This is a genomic window from Phycicoccus sp. Root563 (assembly GCF_001427915.1).
Classification (GTDB): Bacteria; Actinomycetota; Actinomycetes; order Actinomycetales; family Dermatophilaceae; genus Pedococcus.
In genome coordinates, this window is sequence record NZ_LMGM01000001.1 from 3,435,535 (window position 1) to 3,449,984 (window position 14,450).

15 protein-coding genes are annotated in these 14,450 nt (G+C 74.0%); 11 read left to right on the forward strand and 4 right to left on the reverse strand.

The genetic code is table 11. From position 1 onward, the window contains the following. Positions 1 to 113: 113 nt before the first annotated feature. The 5 genes from ASD62_RS16300 to ASD62_RS16320 all read left to right on the forward strand — a co-directional run bounded on the left by ASD62_RS16300 (position 114) and on the right by ASD62_RS16320 (position 6,275). The gene (locus ASD62_RS16300) at positions 114 to 1,091 is read left to right on the forward strand and encodes a type IV toxin-antitoxin system AbiEi family antitoxin domain-containing protein (RefSeq protein WP_056916853.1); all 978 of its coding nucleotides are present in this window, start codon (positions 114 to 116) and stop codon (positions 1,089 to 1,091) included. 159 nt (positions 1,092 to 1,250) lie between these two features. Beyond that, positions 1,251 to 2,396 (forward strand): glycosyltransferase family 2 protein, encoded by a 1,146-nt coding sequence (locus ASD62_RS16305; RefSeq protein ID WP_235530732.1) that lies wholly within the window; start codon positions 1,251 to 1,253, stop codon positions 2,394 to 2,396. Positions 2,397 to 2,415: 19 nt separating this feature from the next. Next, on the forward strand, positions 2,416 to 4,422 hold the full coding sequence (locus ASD62_RS16310) for a glycosyltransferase family 4 protein (protein ID WP_235530733.1): 2,007 nt from the start codon (positions 2,416 to 2,418) through the stop codon (positions 4,420 to 4,422). Further along, the gene (locus ASD62_RS16315) at positions 4,422 to 5,402 is read left to right on the forward strand and encodes a lysylphosphatidylglycerol synthase transmembrane domain-containing protein (RefSeq protein WP_056916854.1); all 981 of its coding nucleotides are present in this window, start codon (positions 4,422 to 4,424) and stop codon (positions 5,400 to 5,402) included. Before ASD62_RS16310 ends, ASD62_RS16315 begins: the two co-directional genes overlap by 1 nt. 9 nt (positions 5,403 to 5,411) lie before the next feature. After that, complete coding sequence (locus tag ASD62_RS16320; RefSeq protein WP_082580884.1) at positions 5,412 to 6,275, forward strand: class I SAM-dependent methyltransferase; 864 nt, start codon at positions 5,412 to 5,414, stop codon at positions 6,273 to 6,275. An 84-nt stretch (positions 6,276 to 6,359) separates the two neighbouring features. Here the strand turns inward: ASD62_RS16320 and ASD62_RS16325 are convergent, their stop codons facing one another. Beyond that, the gene (locus ASD62_RS16325) at positions 6,360 to 7,061 is read right to left on the reverse strand and encodes a DUF3105 domain-containing protein (RefSeq protein WP_056916856.1); all 702 of its coding nucleotides are present in this window, start codon (positions 7,059 to 7,061) and stop codon (positions 6,360 to 6,362) included. An 88-nt stretch (positions 7,062 to 7,149) separates the two neighbouring features. On the opposite strand from ASD62_RS16325, the gene ASD62_RS16330 reads away from it, so the two are divergent. Then, positions 7,150 to 8,085: a DNA-3-methyladenine glycosylase gene (locus ASD62_RS16330; RefSeq protein WP_056916857.1), complete on the forward strand. Its 936-nt coding sequence runs from the start codon at positions 7,150 to 7,152 to the stop codon at positions 8,083 to 8,085. Positions 8,086 to 8,091: 6 nt separating this feature from the next. On the opposite strand, the gene ASD62_RS16335 is transcribed toward ASD62_RS16330, so the two are convergent. The 3 genes from ASD62_RS16335 to cofD form a co-directional block, all read right to left on the reverse strand. Next, the gene (locus tag ASD62_RS16335) at positions 8,092 to 8,625 is read right to left on the reverse strand and encodes a hypothetical protein (RefSeq protein WP_157581515.1); all 534 of its coding nucleotides are present in this window, start codon (positions 8,623 to 8,625) and stop codon (positions 8,092 to 8,094) included. A 104-nt stretch (positions 8,626 to 8,729) separates the two neighbouring features. Beyond that, entirely contained in the window at positions 8,730 to 9,809 is a 1,080-nt protein-coding gene (gene cofE / locus ASD62_RS16340; protein WP_056917474.1) for a coenzyme F420-0:L-glutamate ligase, read from the reverse strand. Between the two features lie 2 nt (positions 9,810 to 9,811). Further along, on the reverse strand, positions 9,812 to 10,786 hold the full coding sequence (gene cofD / locus ASD62_RS16345; protein ID WP_056916859.1) for a 2-phospho-L-lactate transferase: 975 nt from the start codon (positions 10,784 to 10,786) through the stop codon (positions 9,812 to 9,814). 284 nt (positions 10,787 to 11,070) lie between these two features. Between cofD and ASD62_RS16350 the strand changes: the two genes are divergently transcribed. Genes ASD62_RS16350 through ASD62_RS16370 form a run of 5 tightly spaced genes read left to right on the forward strand, consistent with a single transcriptional unit; the run spans position 11,071 to position 14,281 of the window. Next, positions 11,071 to 11,385: a hypothetical protein gene (locus tag ASD62_RS16350; protein ID WP_056916860.1), complete on the forward strand. Its 315-nt coding sequence runs from the start codon at positions 11,071 to 11,073 to the stop codon at positions 11,383 to 11,385. After that, on the forward strand, positions 11,385 to 12,386 hold the full coding sequence (locus tag ASD62_RS16355) for an FAD:protein FMN transferase (RefSeq protein WP_056916861.1): 1,002 nt from the start codon (positions 11,385 to 11,387) through the stop codon (positions 12,384 to 12,386). Before ASD62_RS16350 ends, ASD62_RS16355 begins: the two co-directional genes overlap by 1 nt. Next, positions 12,383 to 12,943: a ferric reductase-like transmembrane domain-containing protein gene (locus tag ASD62_RS16360; protein WP_056916862.1), complete on the forward strand. Its 561-nt coding sequence runs from the start codon at positions 12,383 to 12,385 to the stop codon at positions 12,941 to 12,943. Before ASD62_RS16355 ends, ASD62_RS16360 begins: the two co-directional genes overlap by 4 nt. Further along, positions 12,940 to 14,070 (forward strand): NADH-ubiquinone oxidoreductase-F iron-sulfur binding region domain-containing protein, encoded by a 1,131-nt coding sequence (locus tag ASD62_RS16365; RefSeq protein ID WP_056916863.1) that lies wholly within the window; start codon positions 12,940 to 12,942, stop codon positions 14,068 to 14,070. The genes ASD62_RS16360 and ASD62_RS16365 overlap by 4 nt, the downstream gene beginning before the upstream one ends. Further along, positions 14,048 to 14,281, forward strand: a complete 234-nt coding sequence (locus tag ASD62_RS16370) for a ferredoxin (RefSeq protein WP_056916864.1) — start codon at positions 14,048 to 14,050, stop codon at positions 14,279 to 14,281. The genes ASD62_RS16365 and ASD62_RS16370 overlap by 23 nt, the downstream gene beginning before the upstream one ends. Positions 14,282 to 14,450 lie beyond the last annotated feature (169 nt).

Consider the following 14,450-nt stretch of genomic DNA (forward strand, 5'->3'; position numbering starts at 1 on the left):
GCGTCACCAGCGCTTCAAACTCGCCGGGAGGGGGGCGCGCGACCACGCCGCCACTGAACCGGGCCTGTGGACAAACCTCCGGAGCCGGGGTCGAGCCCGCGCATCATGGGCCGGTGGCGGTCGACTGGGCAGGGCTGCGGCGGTGCGCGAACCGCCAGCACGACCTCCTCACCCTCGCCCAGTGCCGGGCCGCCGGGCTCGGTGACCGCGCGGTGCAGTGGCGGGTGCGCTCGGGACGCTGGGTGCGCCTGCACCCCTGCGTCTACCTCACCAGGCCGGGCCGTTCGGAGTGGATCGTGACCGCTTCGGCCCGCCTGCTGTCCCTGCAGCGGGACCCGGTCGTCGGTGACGTCGCCTTCTGCGGTCGTTCGGCGGCCCACCTCTGGGGCGTGCAACCCCAGGCGCCGGCGCGACTCGACCTCGTGGTGCCGTACACCCGATGTCCCCGACCGATCGCGGACGTGGCCGTGCGCCGGTCGATGAGATGGGCTGACCTCATCGACGACCGGGCCTGGCCGTGGCGGACGACCCTCCCGGCGACCGTTCTCGACGTCGCTGCCGACGGTTCGCCGACCGACTGCCTGGCAACCGTGGCACGCGCCGTCCAGCAGCAGCGAGTCTCTGTCGCCGAGCTCCGCCAGGAGCTGGCTCGACGACCCGGGCACAGGCACGGTGCCGTTCTGAGGCCCGCCCTGGCGGATGTCGCGGGCGGCGCACAGAGCGGGGCCGAGTTGCTCTACCTGCGGGATGTCGAGCGGGCCCACGGACTGCCTCGGTCGGTGTCGCAGTCACCGTCGGACGCTGGGCGGCGACGGTGGCACGACCACGAGTACACGGCATACCGGCTCATCGTCGAGGTGGACGGCCGCCTCGGGCACGAGCAGTGGGCCGACCGGGTGCGGGACGGGAGGCGCGACCGGCTCCTGCTCGGGTCGGACCGGGCCACCACACGGGTGTTCTGGGCGGACGTGGCCGTGACACCGTGCCGGACCGCGCACGACATCGCGGCGATCCTCACCGCACGAGGGTGGGCGGGTCGGGTCCGGCCGTGCCGCCGCCCCGGGTGCGGGCTCGGACACGGCCGAGTTTGAAGCGCCGGCCCCGCCATGACGGCGGTGACTCTTCAAACTCGCGCAGGGGAGCGGGGCGGAGCGGGACGGAGCCGGGCGAGGGGTATGGCGCGGCGCGAGGTGGCGTCGCGGCGCACCTGGGCGTGCGGGCGGCGACCGGCGGGTAGGCTCGGCGCCGAGATGAGCGAGCACACCAGCACCGGTCCGGCAGTCCCCGTCGCAGCCCCCGAGACCGAGATGATCCCGACCTCCCAGCCGGCCCCGACGCCGGCCGCGCAGGCCCCGGCCCAGCCAGCCGCGGTCCCGGCCCCGGCCCAGCCGGCGCCCCACGTGGCGGGACCCGTGACCACGACCGACGGGCAGCTGTCGGTGCACCCGGCCGACGCGGCCTACCTGCCGAGCACGGCTGGCACGCCGCAGAGCGCCCGCGACGCGGACAAGCCCTACGTCACGATCGTGCTGCCGTGCTTCAACGAGGCCGCGCACGTGCTGCAGGAGATCGACCGGATCACGGTGGCGATGAACTCCAGCGAGTTCACCTACGAGCTGCTCTGCATCGACGACGCCTCCACCGACGACACCCTCGAGGTGCTGCACCAGGCGGCGCGCGACTACGCCAACATCCGGGTCATGCCGTTCCGCCGCAACGGTGGCAGCGGCACGGCCCGCCGGATCGGCACCCAGCAGGCCCACGGGGAGATCGTCGTGTGGACCGATGCCGACATGACCTACGAGAACGAGCGCATCCCCGAGCTGGTCCGGATCCTGCGCGACGACCCGTCCTACGACCAGGTCGTCGGCGCCCGCACCACCGAGGAGGGCACCCACAAGTGGGCGCGCGTCCCGGCGAAGTGGCTGATCCGCAAGATCGCCGAGAAGCTCTCCAACCAGACCATCCCCGACCTCAACTCGGGTCTGCGGGCCTTCCGCCGCGAGGTCTCCCTGCCGTACCTGCGCCTGCTGCCGCCCGGCTTCAGCTGCGTCACGACGATCACGCTGGCGTTCCTGTCCAACCAGCACGACATCAAGTACGTCCCGACGAGCTACGCCAAGCGCGCCGGCGTCAGCAAGTTCCACTTCGTCCGCGACGCCTACCGCTACATCCTCCAGGTGCTGCGCATGGTCATGTACTTCGACCCGCTCAAGGTGCTCATGCCCCCGGCCCTGTGGCTGGTCGTCATCGGCGTCGTCAAGGCCCTGGTCGACATGGTCCGCCACCCGTTCTACTTCCCGGCCAGCACGGTGCTGCTCATCGTCAGCGGGATCATGATCGGTTCGCTGGCGCTGCTGTCCGACCTCGTCGTGCGCTCGCGCACGGGCGTGTGAGCGCGCTGCGGTATGCCGCGTGGCCGGCTCGGGTGAGCCGGTCGACCGTCGCGGGGGGACCGCTCCGGTGACGCCGATCGCCGCTCTCAAGGTCGCCGTCGTCGGGCCCACGCACCCCTACAAGGGTGGCGTCGCCGCCCACACGACGAGCCTCGCGCACGAGCTCGCCGAGGCCGGCCACGACGTCACGCTGGTGTCGTGGTCGCACCTGTACCCCTCGAAGCTGTACCCCGGTGAGCAGGCCGTCCCGGGTGGGGCGCCCGACGTCGAGCCGTTCCCGCGGACGGTCCGTGCCCTGAGCTGGGCCCGGCCGGACACCTGGGTGCGGACCGGCCGCCGGCTGCGCGGGTTCGACGTGGTCGTCGTGGTGCACGTCATCCCCGCGGTCGTCCCCGCCCACCTGGCCCTGCTGCGTGCGGCAGGGGCCGGACGTCGTGGCGTCGGCGCCGCCCTGAGGGCCGGGCGGGGGTCCGGAAGCCCGCGCACCGTGGTCATCGCCCACAACGTGCTGCCGCACGAGTCGCACCTCGGCGACCGCGAGCTCATGCAGCAGCTGTTCGAGCGCGTCGACGCGGTCCTCGTGCACAGCGACGAGCAGGCCCGGCTCGCGTACGAGCTGCACGCCCCCCGCGTCTCGGTGACCGACCTTCCCCCGCACCTCCCGGGCGGCGCCCCGGTCGAGCGGCCCGCCCACGAGGGCGCGCCCCGCCTGCTGGCCCTGGGGATGGTCCGCGACTACAAGGGTGTCGACCTGCTCATGGAGGCCTTGGCCAAGGTGCCCGGCCCGACGCTCACCGTGGCCGGTGAGATGTGGGGCAGCAGCGGCGAACGCGTCAGGGAGCTCGCCCGCGACCCGCGGCTGCGCGGCCGGGTCGAGGTCCACGGCGGCTACGTGCCGGCCGACCGGCTGGCCCCCCTGCTCGCGTCCCACGACGTCCTCGCGCTGACCTACCGCAGCGCCACCGCCTCCCAGAACGCCCTGCTCGGCCGCCACCACGGCCTCGCCGTGCTCGCCTCCGACGTGGGGACGTTCGGGTCGCAGGTGCGCGACGGCGTCGACGGGCTGCTCGTGCCGCCCGGGGACGAGGACGCCCTCGTCAAGGCCCTCGAGCGGCTGTCCGAACCCGGGTACGCCGACGAGCTCCGCGCCCGGGTCCGCCCGCCGGACCTCTCCGGGCCGTGGGCCAACTACCTCGGCACGCTCGAGGCGCTCGCCGCCGTCGAGCCGGCCACGCTGCCCGACGAACCCGACGAGGTCGTCCCCGACGTGGGCACCGCCCCGAACCCGCCGGCGGGCAGCGGCCCGGCTGCGGTCGTCGGCCACCTGCGGCACCGCGTCACCTCGGCGGTCCGGGGCCTGGTGGCGGCCTCCCGCCCCGAGGTCGAGCTGGGCCGCGGTGACCTGCCGGAGTGGATCCGGGCGTCCGACATCCTCGCCGACGGCCACGACGCCGACGAGGCCAAGGCCTTCGCCAAGCGGCTGGGCCTGCCGCGGTGCGGTGACTCCATCGCCGCCTGGGCCGCGCTCGGCGCCCTCGCCGCGATCGTGCGGGTGCGTGACGACGGTCGTCGCAGCGCGGTGATCGTCGACGAGTCGGGCACCCGGTCGCCGCTGTCGCGCTGGGCCCGGTCCATCGGGTTCGCGCCCGTCGAGCTCGAGCTCACCGGCCACCGGTCGAGCGTCGAGGTGCTCGACGTCGACACCGCCTCGCTCGACGTCATCGTGCGCCTGCACCCCGGCGGCTGCGACGCCGACGACATCGACGAGGCGATGAGCCAGGCGAGCTGGGCGCTGAAGTCCGGCGGCCTGCTCTGCGTCACGCTGCCCATCGGGCCGTCCAGCGCGGAGGGCGCGCTCGGCCCGGCCGACGTGCGCGGCGTGCTGGCGCGGTCGCACGACCTCGGGTTCGTGCTCGTCGGTGACCTCGACGGCGACATCACCGGCCGGATGCGCGAGGCGTCCGGCACGTCGACGCGCACCGACACGGCATACGGGCTGCTGCGCCTGACGTTGCGGCGGCGCTGATGACGCGCGCCAAGGTCTTCACCGGGCTGCGCATCGCGCTGGCCCTGCTCGTCCTCGTCGCGGTCGGTGTCGCCGTCGCGCGCAACTGGGCCGAGGTGTCCGAGGACATCGACAACATCGACGCCGGCTCCTTCGCGCTGGCCGCGTTCCTCGTCTGCCTGCCACCGGTGCTGACCATGCTGGGCTGGCGGGTGCTGCTGGCCGACCTCGGGACGAAGCTGCACGTCGCCCCGTCCGGTGGCGTGTTCTTCGTCGGTCAGCTCGGCAAGTACCTGCCGGGCGCCGTCTGGAGCATCGTCGTGCAGGCCGAGATGGGCGTGAGGCTGCACATCCCGCGCCGCCGCTCGGCGGTCGTCGCCTTCGTCACGGTCGCGCTGGCCGCCATCTGCGGGCTCATCGTCGGGATGCCCGCGGTGCCGCTGCTCATCACGGGTGGCAACGCCTCGACCACGGGCTGGGTGGCCCTGCTCATGGTGCCGCTGCTCAGCCTCGTGCTGTGGCCCCGCCTGCTCAACTGGCTCATCGCGACCGTCCTGCGGGTCCTGCGCCGCGAACCCCTCGAGCACGAGCTCTCGGGTCGCGCGGTCCTGGTCTCGAGCGGCTTGTTCATCCTTGCGTGGCTCTGCTCGGGACTGCACGCCTTCGTCCTGGCGCGGGCGACGGGCGTGACGTACGACGGCTCGCTGCTGGCGCTCGCGACCATCTCGGGCTTCGCCCTCGCGTCCTCGCTGGCGATGTTCAGCGTGGTCCTGCCCGCAGGCGTCGGCGTGCGCGAAGGGCTGCTCGTCCTCATGCTCGCGCCGATCACCTCGACCTCGGCCGCCACGGCCGTGGTGGTGCTGTCGCGGTTCCTCACCGTCATGGCCGACGTGCTGTTCGCCCTGGGTGGTTGGCTCTACGCCCGCTCCCACCACCTCATCACCACCCGCGACGAGCGCGAGCCGGACCACGCCACCGTCGACGGTCCGACCGGAGGATAGATTGCCGCAATGACGACTCCAGACGAGGCGAGCCCGGGACAGGTTGCCGCTCCGCCCGGGGGACCGTTGCTCGCCGTCGCCAAGCGCGGCGCGGAGCGCGTGCTCTGGGGGCGGGTCGCCCTCCAGCGCCGGGCTGAGGCACGCCGCGGGTATGCCGCGAACCGGCCCGTCCCCACCTCGGTCGCGCCCACGGCCGTCCTGCGCACCCGTGCGGACTGGGAGCGCGCGGTGGCCGAGGGGCGCCGCCTGCGCCTGCCGCTGCACCGCGACCAGCCGAAGAACTGGGATGCGCTCGGCGCCGTCGGTGCCGTGCTGTCACTGGCCGATGACGGCAGCCGCACGGCCCGCGTCATGGATGCCGGGAGCGCGCGCTACTCGCCCGTCCTGCCGTGGCTACGGCTCTACGGCCTGGGGTCCGCCGAGGGGTCGCTCATCGGCATCAACCTCGAGTTCGGCGACGAGGTCCGGCGCGACGGCGTGGTCTTCCGGCACGGTGACGTGACCGCGACCGGCCTGGGTGACGGCTCGCTCGACGCCATCACCTGCATGTCGGTCATCGAGCACGGGGTCCCCCTCGAGGGGTTCCTGCGCGAGAGCGCTCGGGTGCTGCGCCCGGGCGGAGTCCTCTGCGTCTCCACCGACTACGACCAGGAGCCGCCGGACACCACGGGGCGGATCGCCTACGGCAGCGAGGTGAAGATCTTCTCGCCGGAGGACATCCGTGAGCTGGTCGCCGCGGCCGAACAGGTCGGCCTCGACCTCGTCGGCGACCTCTCGACGTCGGACGCCCTGTCGCACGAGGAGCGCCCGGTGCACTGGGACCGCGTCGGCCTCGACTACACGTTCATCCTGCTCACCTTCCGCCGCCGCTGACCGGCGCGCGCCCGGACGACAGACAGGTGTGCCGCCCGCGGGAAGCGGGCGGCACACCTGTCGTCGCGTGGGGGAGGGGCGGTCCTACTGGGCGCCCGGCTCCTGGGTGTCGCTGGCCGGGTACTTCTTGACGAAGTCGACCACGGCCTGGCCGGAGAGGTCGCCGCACAGCTGGCGGTGACCCGCGTCCTTGGCCCAGTGCACGAGGGCGTACGGCTTGCCTGCGGGGAACGCGCCACGGCTGGCGTCCCACTCGACGACCTTGAACTTCCCGGAGGAGTCGCTGAGCTTGTTGCCCTGGTCGGCGACGTCCTTGAGCAGGGTGGTGTCCTTCACCTTGCTGCCGTCGTACCAGAGCACGGTGTAGCCGTGCTCGAGGTTGTGGACCAGGGTCTCGAGCGCGGGACGGTCGGCGGCGGTGTAGAAGTCGCGGCCGCTGACGTCCGGGGCCACGAAGTGCGGGCCGTGGCTCGGGGGGATCGTGTCGTACTTCACCGAGGTCTCGTCCGGCTTGTTCGTGCCGGGCCCGACGTGCTCGCCGGTGCCACCACCGGAGTCGGTCGTGGGGGCGTCACAGCTGGCCGCGGCGACGCTGACGCCCAGGTTGGGGAGCTGCTTGGACTTGGCGTCGTTGATCGCGTAGAAGACGACGCCGCCCAGGCCCACGAGCAGCACCACGAGGCCGGCCCCGATGCCTGCCTTGACCTTGCGCTCCTTGGCCTTCTGCTGGTTCTGGATCTCGGCCAGTCGGGCCTTGCGGTCCTGGCTCGCACGCTTGTTGCTCACGGGTTCCTCGGTGGCTCGGGGTCGGGTCGCGCAGAGTCTACGTGGCCCACCTGCGGTCGTTGTCACCCCAACGCGCGACACTTGCCGCATGTCCCCGACGGTCGAACGCACCCGTGTGTGGCGTCCCGACCGTCCGGTCTCCGTGGGCCTGGTCATCTCGATCCTGCGCCGCGGCGGGGGCGACCCGACGTTCCAGCCCGACCGCGGGCAGGGCTGGTGGCTGGGCCTGCCCACGCCCCAGGGGGCCGCGACGCTGCGGCTGGTGCAGCGTACCGACGACGGTGAGGTCACGGCGTCGGCCTGGGGCCCGGGCGCCGACTGGGCGCTGGCCCAGGTGCCGGCGCTGCTCGGCGCGGGGGACGACGAGACCGGCTTCGTGGCCCTCCACCCGCAGGTGGCCCGGGCGCACCGCCGGTATGCCGCGTGGCACGTCCCGCGGTCGGGCCTGGTCCTGCACGCGCTCGTCCCCGCGGTGATCGAGCAGAAGGTCACCGGGCAGGAGGCGTTCGGCGGGTACCGCGCGCTCGTGCACCGCTTCGGGTCGCGCGCGCCCGGGCCGGGTGAGGCCCGCAAGCTGTGGGTCGCCCCGGACGCCGCGACGTGGGCGGCGGTGCCCTCGTGGGAGTGGTTGCGGGCCTCGGTCGACGGGGCCAGGTCCGGGACGGCGGTCCGGGCGGCGAAGGCCGCCGGGCGGCTCGAGGAGTGCGCGTCGATGACGACGGCGGACGCGCGGGCACGGCTGCGCGCCATACCCGGCATCGGGGTCTGGACTTCCTCGGAGGTGGCCCAGCGCGCCCTCGGTGACGCCGATGCGGTGAGCTTCGGCGACTACCACGTGGCCAAGAACATCACCTGGGCGCTGCTCGGCGAGGCCAGGGACGACGACGTCCTGGCCGAGCTGCTCGAGCCCTACCGCGGCCACCGCTACCGCGTGCAGCGGCTGCTCGAGCTCGACGGCCACTTCCGTCCCCGGCGCGGCCCACGGATGTCGCCCCGCACCCACCTGCCCACCGGCCGCGGCTGAGGGCGGTCAGCTGCGGGCAGCCAGCGACATCGGTTCGTTGACGACCCGGGCGAGGAGGTGGGCGAGGTCGTCGGGCGACACCGCCTCGACCGGCACCGCCAGGACGAGGCGGTGTCGCGGCTTGACGACCAGGACGTCACCCACCTGCACCACGCGGCTGAGTGCCTCGTACGTGTAGGAGTAGGCCGCCTCGCCCACGGCGAAGGTCACGGTGTCGGCGGTGATCCGCGACCCGATGACGGTGCCGGGCGGGCTCTGCGTCGCAACCGTGTGGCGCACCTTGCGACGCAACGTCAGGTACCACGACACCCACGTCGTCGGCGCGGCCATGACGATGACGAGTCCCGTCGCGGCCAGCGTCGAGTGCTGCTGCACCGGGGTGAGGCCCGGGACGGACACGACGAGCGCCACCCCGAGTGCCGCCACGACGGTCAGCCAGGTGAGGGCGATGTTGCGCCAGACCCGGGGGTCGCGCGAGGCGTACTCGACCAGGGCGCGGGCCTCGCGGTGGGGCAGGTCCGCGCCGGCGACCACGCTCACGGTGCGACCCGACGGTGGGGGGACGACGGACCCGGTGCCGACGGGTCCGGGAGCTGCGACGCCGGGCGGGGGAGGGAGCTCGCCGCCGGGGCGGCGCTCGCGCCTCACCCGCGTGCGGAAGGGCGGTCCCGGGCGGTCAGCACCACGCTGTCGCCCGTCGCCTCCGGTGGGACCACCACGTCGACGCCTTCGCCCCACAGGGCGACCTGGAGCCGCGAGGTGACGACCCCGAGCTCGTACGGCGTCGCGGCCGAGACGCGCAGCTCGATCGTCTGCGTGCCACCGCCGCCCTCGTGCGCACCACCCACATCCACCCCCGCAGTCTCGCACTCCCGCAGGGCGACGGCCACTGCGCGGGCGACCCTGTCGGTGACGGGTTCCGGTGCGACAGAGGGGATCCCGACGTCCTGCGCGACCTGACCACCGGGAGGGACGCCGAGGGCCGAGCGCACGGACTCCGCCTGCCCCAGCGCGAACCAGTCGCCGGCCCCGGTGCGGACGAGCGTCCGGGCGCCGGGCCCGGCGTCGGCGGTCGCCCAGGGGGTCCCGCGCACGACTGCTGCGGGGACGGCGTCGGCCTTTCCCTTGACGAGGTCGGCGGCCGCCGCAAGCTCGTCGGCGACGGCGCGGGCGGTCACGGACAGCGGGCGGCCGTCGGCGTCGACCCCGCCGCGGAGGTCGTCGAGCACCGCGACGCCGCTCGCGCCGAGGGCGAAGTCGGTCTGGCCGCTGCGCCACGGACGGCCGGCGGTGTCACTGAGGACCACGCCGAGCCGGGTGAGGCCGGTCGCCGCCAGCAGGGCCTCGCGCAGCCGGAACGCCTCGGCGTCGGGGTCTGCGGGCAGGAGCAGCACGTCCTCACGGTCGCCGGTGTTGGAGGCGTCGACGCCGGCCGCTGCCATGACCGGGCCCGCCACCGCCTCGACCACCGAGGTGAGGCGGTCGCCCGAGCGCCGCTCCGCCACCGTGCGCACGGTCTGGGCGGCGATCGCCACGGACCGGTCGCGGCCGTCGGCCCAGAGGCCCAGGGCCTTCGACACGATCTTGCTCGAGACGACCAGGACGTCACCGTCCACCAGGTCGCTGCCGTTCGCCCGCGCCGCACCGAGCAGGAGGGTGGCGAGGTCGTCGTCGGCCACGACCTCGGGGAGGCCGGTCAGCGGCAGGATGACCAGGGCCGTCACGGTCACGCCTTCGCGAGCTCGAGCGCGAGGTCGAGGGCCGCGCCCGCGAGGTCGGCGGCGGCGTCCTGGTCGGTCATGAGCAGCGGTCGTCCCCGGACCGCGGCCCGGCGAAGTCGCACCTCGGCCTCGTCCTCGGAGGCGACGAGCCACCCGTCGAGGAAGTCCTCGTACAGGCCTGCCACGGCCGAGGGAGTGCACTCCACCCCGATGGCTGCGAGGCAGGCGTCCGCGTGGCCGCGCACCGGCACACCGCCGACCAGCGGCGACACCCCGACGACGGGAGCGGCGCTGCCACGCAACGCATCCCGCACCCCCGGCACACCGAGGATGATGCCGATCGACACCACCGGGTTGCTCGGGGGCAGGAGCACGACGTCCGCCTGGCGGATCGCGTCGAGGACACCGGGAGCAGCCGTGGCGCGGTCCATGCCGACTGCCACGAAGCGTTCCGCCGGGATCGACGCCTGGTGCCGCACCCACCACTCCTGGAAGTGGATCGCCCGCTGCCCCTCCTCGTCCTCCACGACGACGTGGGTCTCGACGGGCGAGTCGGTCATGGGCAGCAGCCGGATCCGCTGGTCGGGAAGGCCCCACCGCTCGGCCAGCCGGGTGGTGACCTCCGAGAGGGACACGCCCTGTCCCAGCCACTGCGAGCGCGCGACGTGGGTGCCGAAGTCCAGGTCCCCGAGGGCGAACCACTGGGGCTCCACCCCGTAGGCCGCGAGCTCGCCCTGGAGACGGTGGCTCTCGTCCGCCCGTCCCCAGCCCTGGCCCTCGTGGATGCCGCCGCCGAGGGTGTAGAGCAACGTGTCGAGGTCGGGGCAGACCCTCAGGCCGAACAGCGTGATGTCGTCGCCGGTGTTGCCGATGACGGTCAGCTCCGTGTCGGCGAGGTCGGGGGTCCGGTCAAGGTGGGTCCGGAGGCCGCGCAGGAAACGGGCACCTCCGACGCCACCGGCGAGTGCCGTGATGCGCATGCCCGGCAGTCTTCCAGCAGGTCGTCCGCGCCCGTGCGGCAGGCCGTCCGGTCGCCGGTGGGGGTGGACCGGACGACATGCAGGCCTTCACCCCGGTGGCGCCGGCGCAACGAGGTACCGGTTCCGCCCAGTCCGGGACCAGCGGCTCCTGACCTCCAGGCGACGCACACGGGGCCCACAGGAACTGCACATCTGCACCGGACCACTCCCGTAGGCGGTGCACAGCAACGGCACAGCGAGCGCCACCACGGTGGAACCACCACCCACCAGAAGGGACCCACCCCATGAGCAAGCCCCGCAGCCCCCTGAGCCTGGCCCGTCGCTGGACGGCCGGCGCCCTCCTCGCCACGACGCTCGGTGCCGGCGCGGTCGGGGTGCACCTCGCGACCGACCGGGGGACGACCACCGCCAGCTCGGCCGGCACGAGCACCGACTCGACCGGTGCGAGCACCGACTCGACCGGTGCGAGCACCGACTCGGGAAGCTCGTCCAGCTCGTCCAGCTCGACCAGCACCGACTCCGGCTCGTCGAGCTTCGGCTCCGTCGCCGGGGTCGCCTCGGGTTCGGGTTCGCCGCAGACCAGCACGAGCGGGTCCTGATGAACACCCACAGCGGCCGCGTCGGGCAGAACGTGTTCACCGCCTCCGCGTCCTTCGACGCGATCGGCACCCACCACCACCTCATCGTGACCCGGCCCGAGACGCTCGGTGCCGCCATCGCGATCGCCCGCGACCACCTGGGCGACCTCGACGCGGCGGTCTCCCGCTTCCGGCCGGACTCGGAGGTCAGCAGCCTGGCCCGTCGCCGCGACGGGGTGCACGCCCACGTGTCGCCCGTCTTCGCGGCCAGCCTGGCCGCTGCCCTGCGCACCGCGCGGCTCACCGACGGGCTGGTCGACCCGACCGTGGGGGCGGCCGTGATCGCGTCCGGGTACGACGCCGACCTCGCCGATGTGCGCGCCCGCTCCTCGCGTCCGCCCCGCCTCGGTGGGGCGCGGTCCCGCACGCGCGACGCCCGCGCGGCCGTCGCCGTCCCGGGGTGGCGCAGCGTGGAGCTCGACCAGGGGATGCGCCGGGTGCGCGTTCCCGCCGGCACCGTCCTCGACCTCGGGGCGAGCGCCAAGGCGCAGGCCGCCGACACCATCGCCACGCTGCTGGCCGCGCGACTCGAGGGAGGGTTCCTCGTCAACCTCGGGGGTGACCTCGCCGTCTCCGGTGAGCTGCCGCAGGACGGCTGGCAGGTCGGTGTCGAGGGCACCGGGGGCGAGGTCCGCCAGGTCGTCGCCAGCCACGGGCAGGCGCTGGCCACCTCGTCGACCGGTCGACGCACCTGGACCCAGGACGGCGAACCGCGCCACCACATCGTCGACCCCAGGACCGGGTTCACCGCACCGGTCGTGTGGGAGCAGGTCACCTGCGCCGGGGCCAGTGCCCTCGAGGCCAACGCCGCCTCCACCGCGGCGATCGTCCTCGGGGCCGAGGCGCCCGCGTGGCTGGCGGCCCGCGGCATACCGGCGCGGCTGGACCCCGCCGACGGCGGACCGGTCGTCACCACCCCCGGCTGGCCCGAGCCGGGCACCCGCCACCGGAGCGCGGCATGAACGAGCTCCTGTGGTTCGTCTCCCGGGCGACCGGCACCGCGAGCATCGTCCTGCTCACCGCGGTCCTCGTCCTGGGTGCCCTCACCGCCGGTCGGCGCAGCCGGGCGGTCAGCCAGACCGTCGTCGTCGGCCTGCACCGGTCGCTGGCCCTGGGCACCTCGGCGTTCCTGCTGGCCCACATCGCGACCGCGATCGTCGAGACCTACGTCAGCATCGACTGGATCTCCGCGGTGGTGCCGTTCACGTCGGGGTACGAACCCCTGTGGGTCGGGCTCGGGACGCTCGCGTTCGACATCGTCCTCGCGGTGGTCGCGACCTCCCTGCTGCGTCACCGGCTGTCCAGGCGGGTGTGGAGGGCCGTGCACCTCACGGCGTTCGCGCTCTGGCCGATGGCCCTCGTCCACGGCTACGCCATGGGCACCGCCAACGAGCCCCTGCTGCGCCTCGTCCCCGTCGCATGCGCCCTCGTCGGAGGTGCCGCCCTCGTCTGGCGGGCCCTGGCCGGCCACGCCGACCAGACCCGCCGCCGAGCCGTCCTCACCCAGGAGTGGTCATGAACCTCGTCGACGTCCTCGAGCAGTCCGGCCTCACCGGCCGCGGTGGCGCAGCTTTCAGCACCGCCACCAAGGTGCGCGCCGCCCACGAGCACGGAGCCGGCCTCCTCGTCAACGCCTGCGACGGTGAGATCGGTGCTGTCAAGGACGCCTTCGTCGTCGAGCACCACCTCCCCGAGCTCGTCCGCGGCGCGACGCTCGTGGCCGGCACCAGGGTCCGGTATGCCGCCCACCGCGGCTCCGCGACGGAGGCACGGCTGCGTGCCGCCGGGCTCGACGTGCTGGCTGCACCAGCGCGGTACGTGTCCTCGGAGGAGACGTCGTTGATCTCGCTGGCCCAGGGTGGGCTGGCGCGACCGATGACCAAGCGACAGCCGTTCGTCCGCGGGGGGTCCGACAGCGCGGGCCGACGGATCGCCCCGACGGTCGTGCTCAACGCCGAGACCGTGTGGCGGATCGCCCAGGTCGTCGAGCGGCCAGGCGGGGCGCAGTGGTTCCGCGGTCACGGGTTGCCCGACGAGCCCGGCCCGCGCCTGGTCGCGATCGGTGGCGCGGTCCCGCGACCGGGCGTCCTCGAGACCGCCGCCGGGGTGCCGCTGGCCTCGTTGCTCGCTGCGGCCGGTGCCGATCCGGGCCGGACCGGTCCCGTCATCGTCGGCGGCCTCGGCGGCACCGTGCTGCGACCCGACGAGGCAGCAAGGGTGACGTGGTCACGGGCCGAGCTCGCGCCCCTGGGCGGCGCGCCGGGCCCGGGTGTCGTCCACGTGCTGGACGCGCAGGCCTGCCCCGTGGACGCGCTCGCCGCGTGGTTCGACCACGCCGCGGGTGAGAGTGCGGGCCAGTGCGGGCCGTGCATGTTCGGCCTCCCTGCCATCGCCTCGGACTGGCACGACCTCGCCGACGGAGTCCGGGCGGGCGGCAGCGGCAGCAGCCGTGGAGCCCGCGCCAGGTTGGCCCGCCGCGCCGAGTCGGTGCGGGGGAGGGGGGCCTGCCGCTTCCCCGACGGGGTGGCCGGCCTGGCCTCCTCCGCCCTGCGAGCCCTGTCCGACCACCTCGACGACCATGCCCGGGGCCAGTGCGTCCCGGGCCGTACCCCCAGGAGCAGCCATGAGCACGCGCTCGCGCACTGACCGCCCGACCCTGCGCGTGGACCGGGTCGCCTGCACCGGCCACGGGGTCTGCGCCACCCTCCTGCCCGGCAGCATCCGGCTCGACGAGTGGGGGTACCCGGTGGTGGTGGTCACCGCCGCCGAGGGCGGGGTGGACGACGGGGACGAGGCGAGGGCTGCCGCGGTGCGGTGGTGCCCGGCCCTGGCGCTCTACGCCGACCGGTCGAGCTGACCTACGTCACGTGGTGGAGAGTGGACCCAGGCTCGTGCTGGGCCGGGCGTCGGTCACGATCCGTCGGCGAATCCGGGACGACCACGCCCTATCAAGGTTCACCAGTTCGGGCAAATATCAGACTTCCGCTTGACGAACCACGTATGACACGCGTGTAATTCCATTGTTG

Bases quoted from the DNA above. Each gene is read 5' to 3' on its own strand.
- ASD62_RS16305 (WP_235530732.1), top strand. From the start codon at position 1,251: ATGAGCGAGCACACCAGCACCGGTCCGGCAGTCCCCGTCGCAGCCCCC.
- ASD62_RS16315 (WP_056916854.1), top strand. From the start codon at position 4,422: ATGACGCGCGCCAAGGTCTTCACCGGGCTGCGCATCGCGCTGGCCCTG.
- ASD62_RS16320 (WP_082580884.1), top strand. From the start codon at position 5,412: ATGACGACTCCAGACGAGGCGAGCCCGGGACAGGTTGCCGCTCCGCCC.
- ASD62_RS16330 (WP_056916857.1), top strand. From the start codon at position 7,150: ATGTCCCCGACGGTCGAACGCACCCGTGTGTGGCGTCCCGACCGTCCG.
- cofD (WP_056916859.1), bottom strand. From the start codon at position 10,786: ATGCGCATCACGGCACTCGCCGGTGGCGTCGGAGGTGCCCGTTTCCTG.
- ASD62_RS16350 (WP_056916860.1), top strand. From the start codon at position 11,071: ATGAGCAAGCCCCGCAGCCCCCTGAGCCTGGCCCGTCGCTGGACGGCC.
- ASD62_RS16355 (WP_056916861.1), top strand. From the start codon at position 11,385: ATGAACACCCACAGCGGCCGCGTCGGGCAGAACGTGTTCACCGCCTCC.
- ASD62_RS16360 (WP_056916862.1), top strand. From the start codon at position 12,383: ATGAACGAGCTCCTGTGGTTCGTCTCCCGGGCGACCGGCACCGCGAGC.
- ASD62_RS16365 (WP_056916863.1), top strand. From the start codon at position 12,940: ATGAACCTCGTCGACGTCCTCGAGCAGTCCGGCCTCACCGGCCGCGGT.
- ASD62_RS16370 (WP_056916864.1), top strand. From the start codon at position 14,048: ATGAGCACGCGCTCGCGCACTGACCGCCCGACCCTGCGCGTGGACCGG.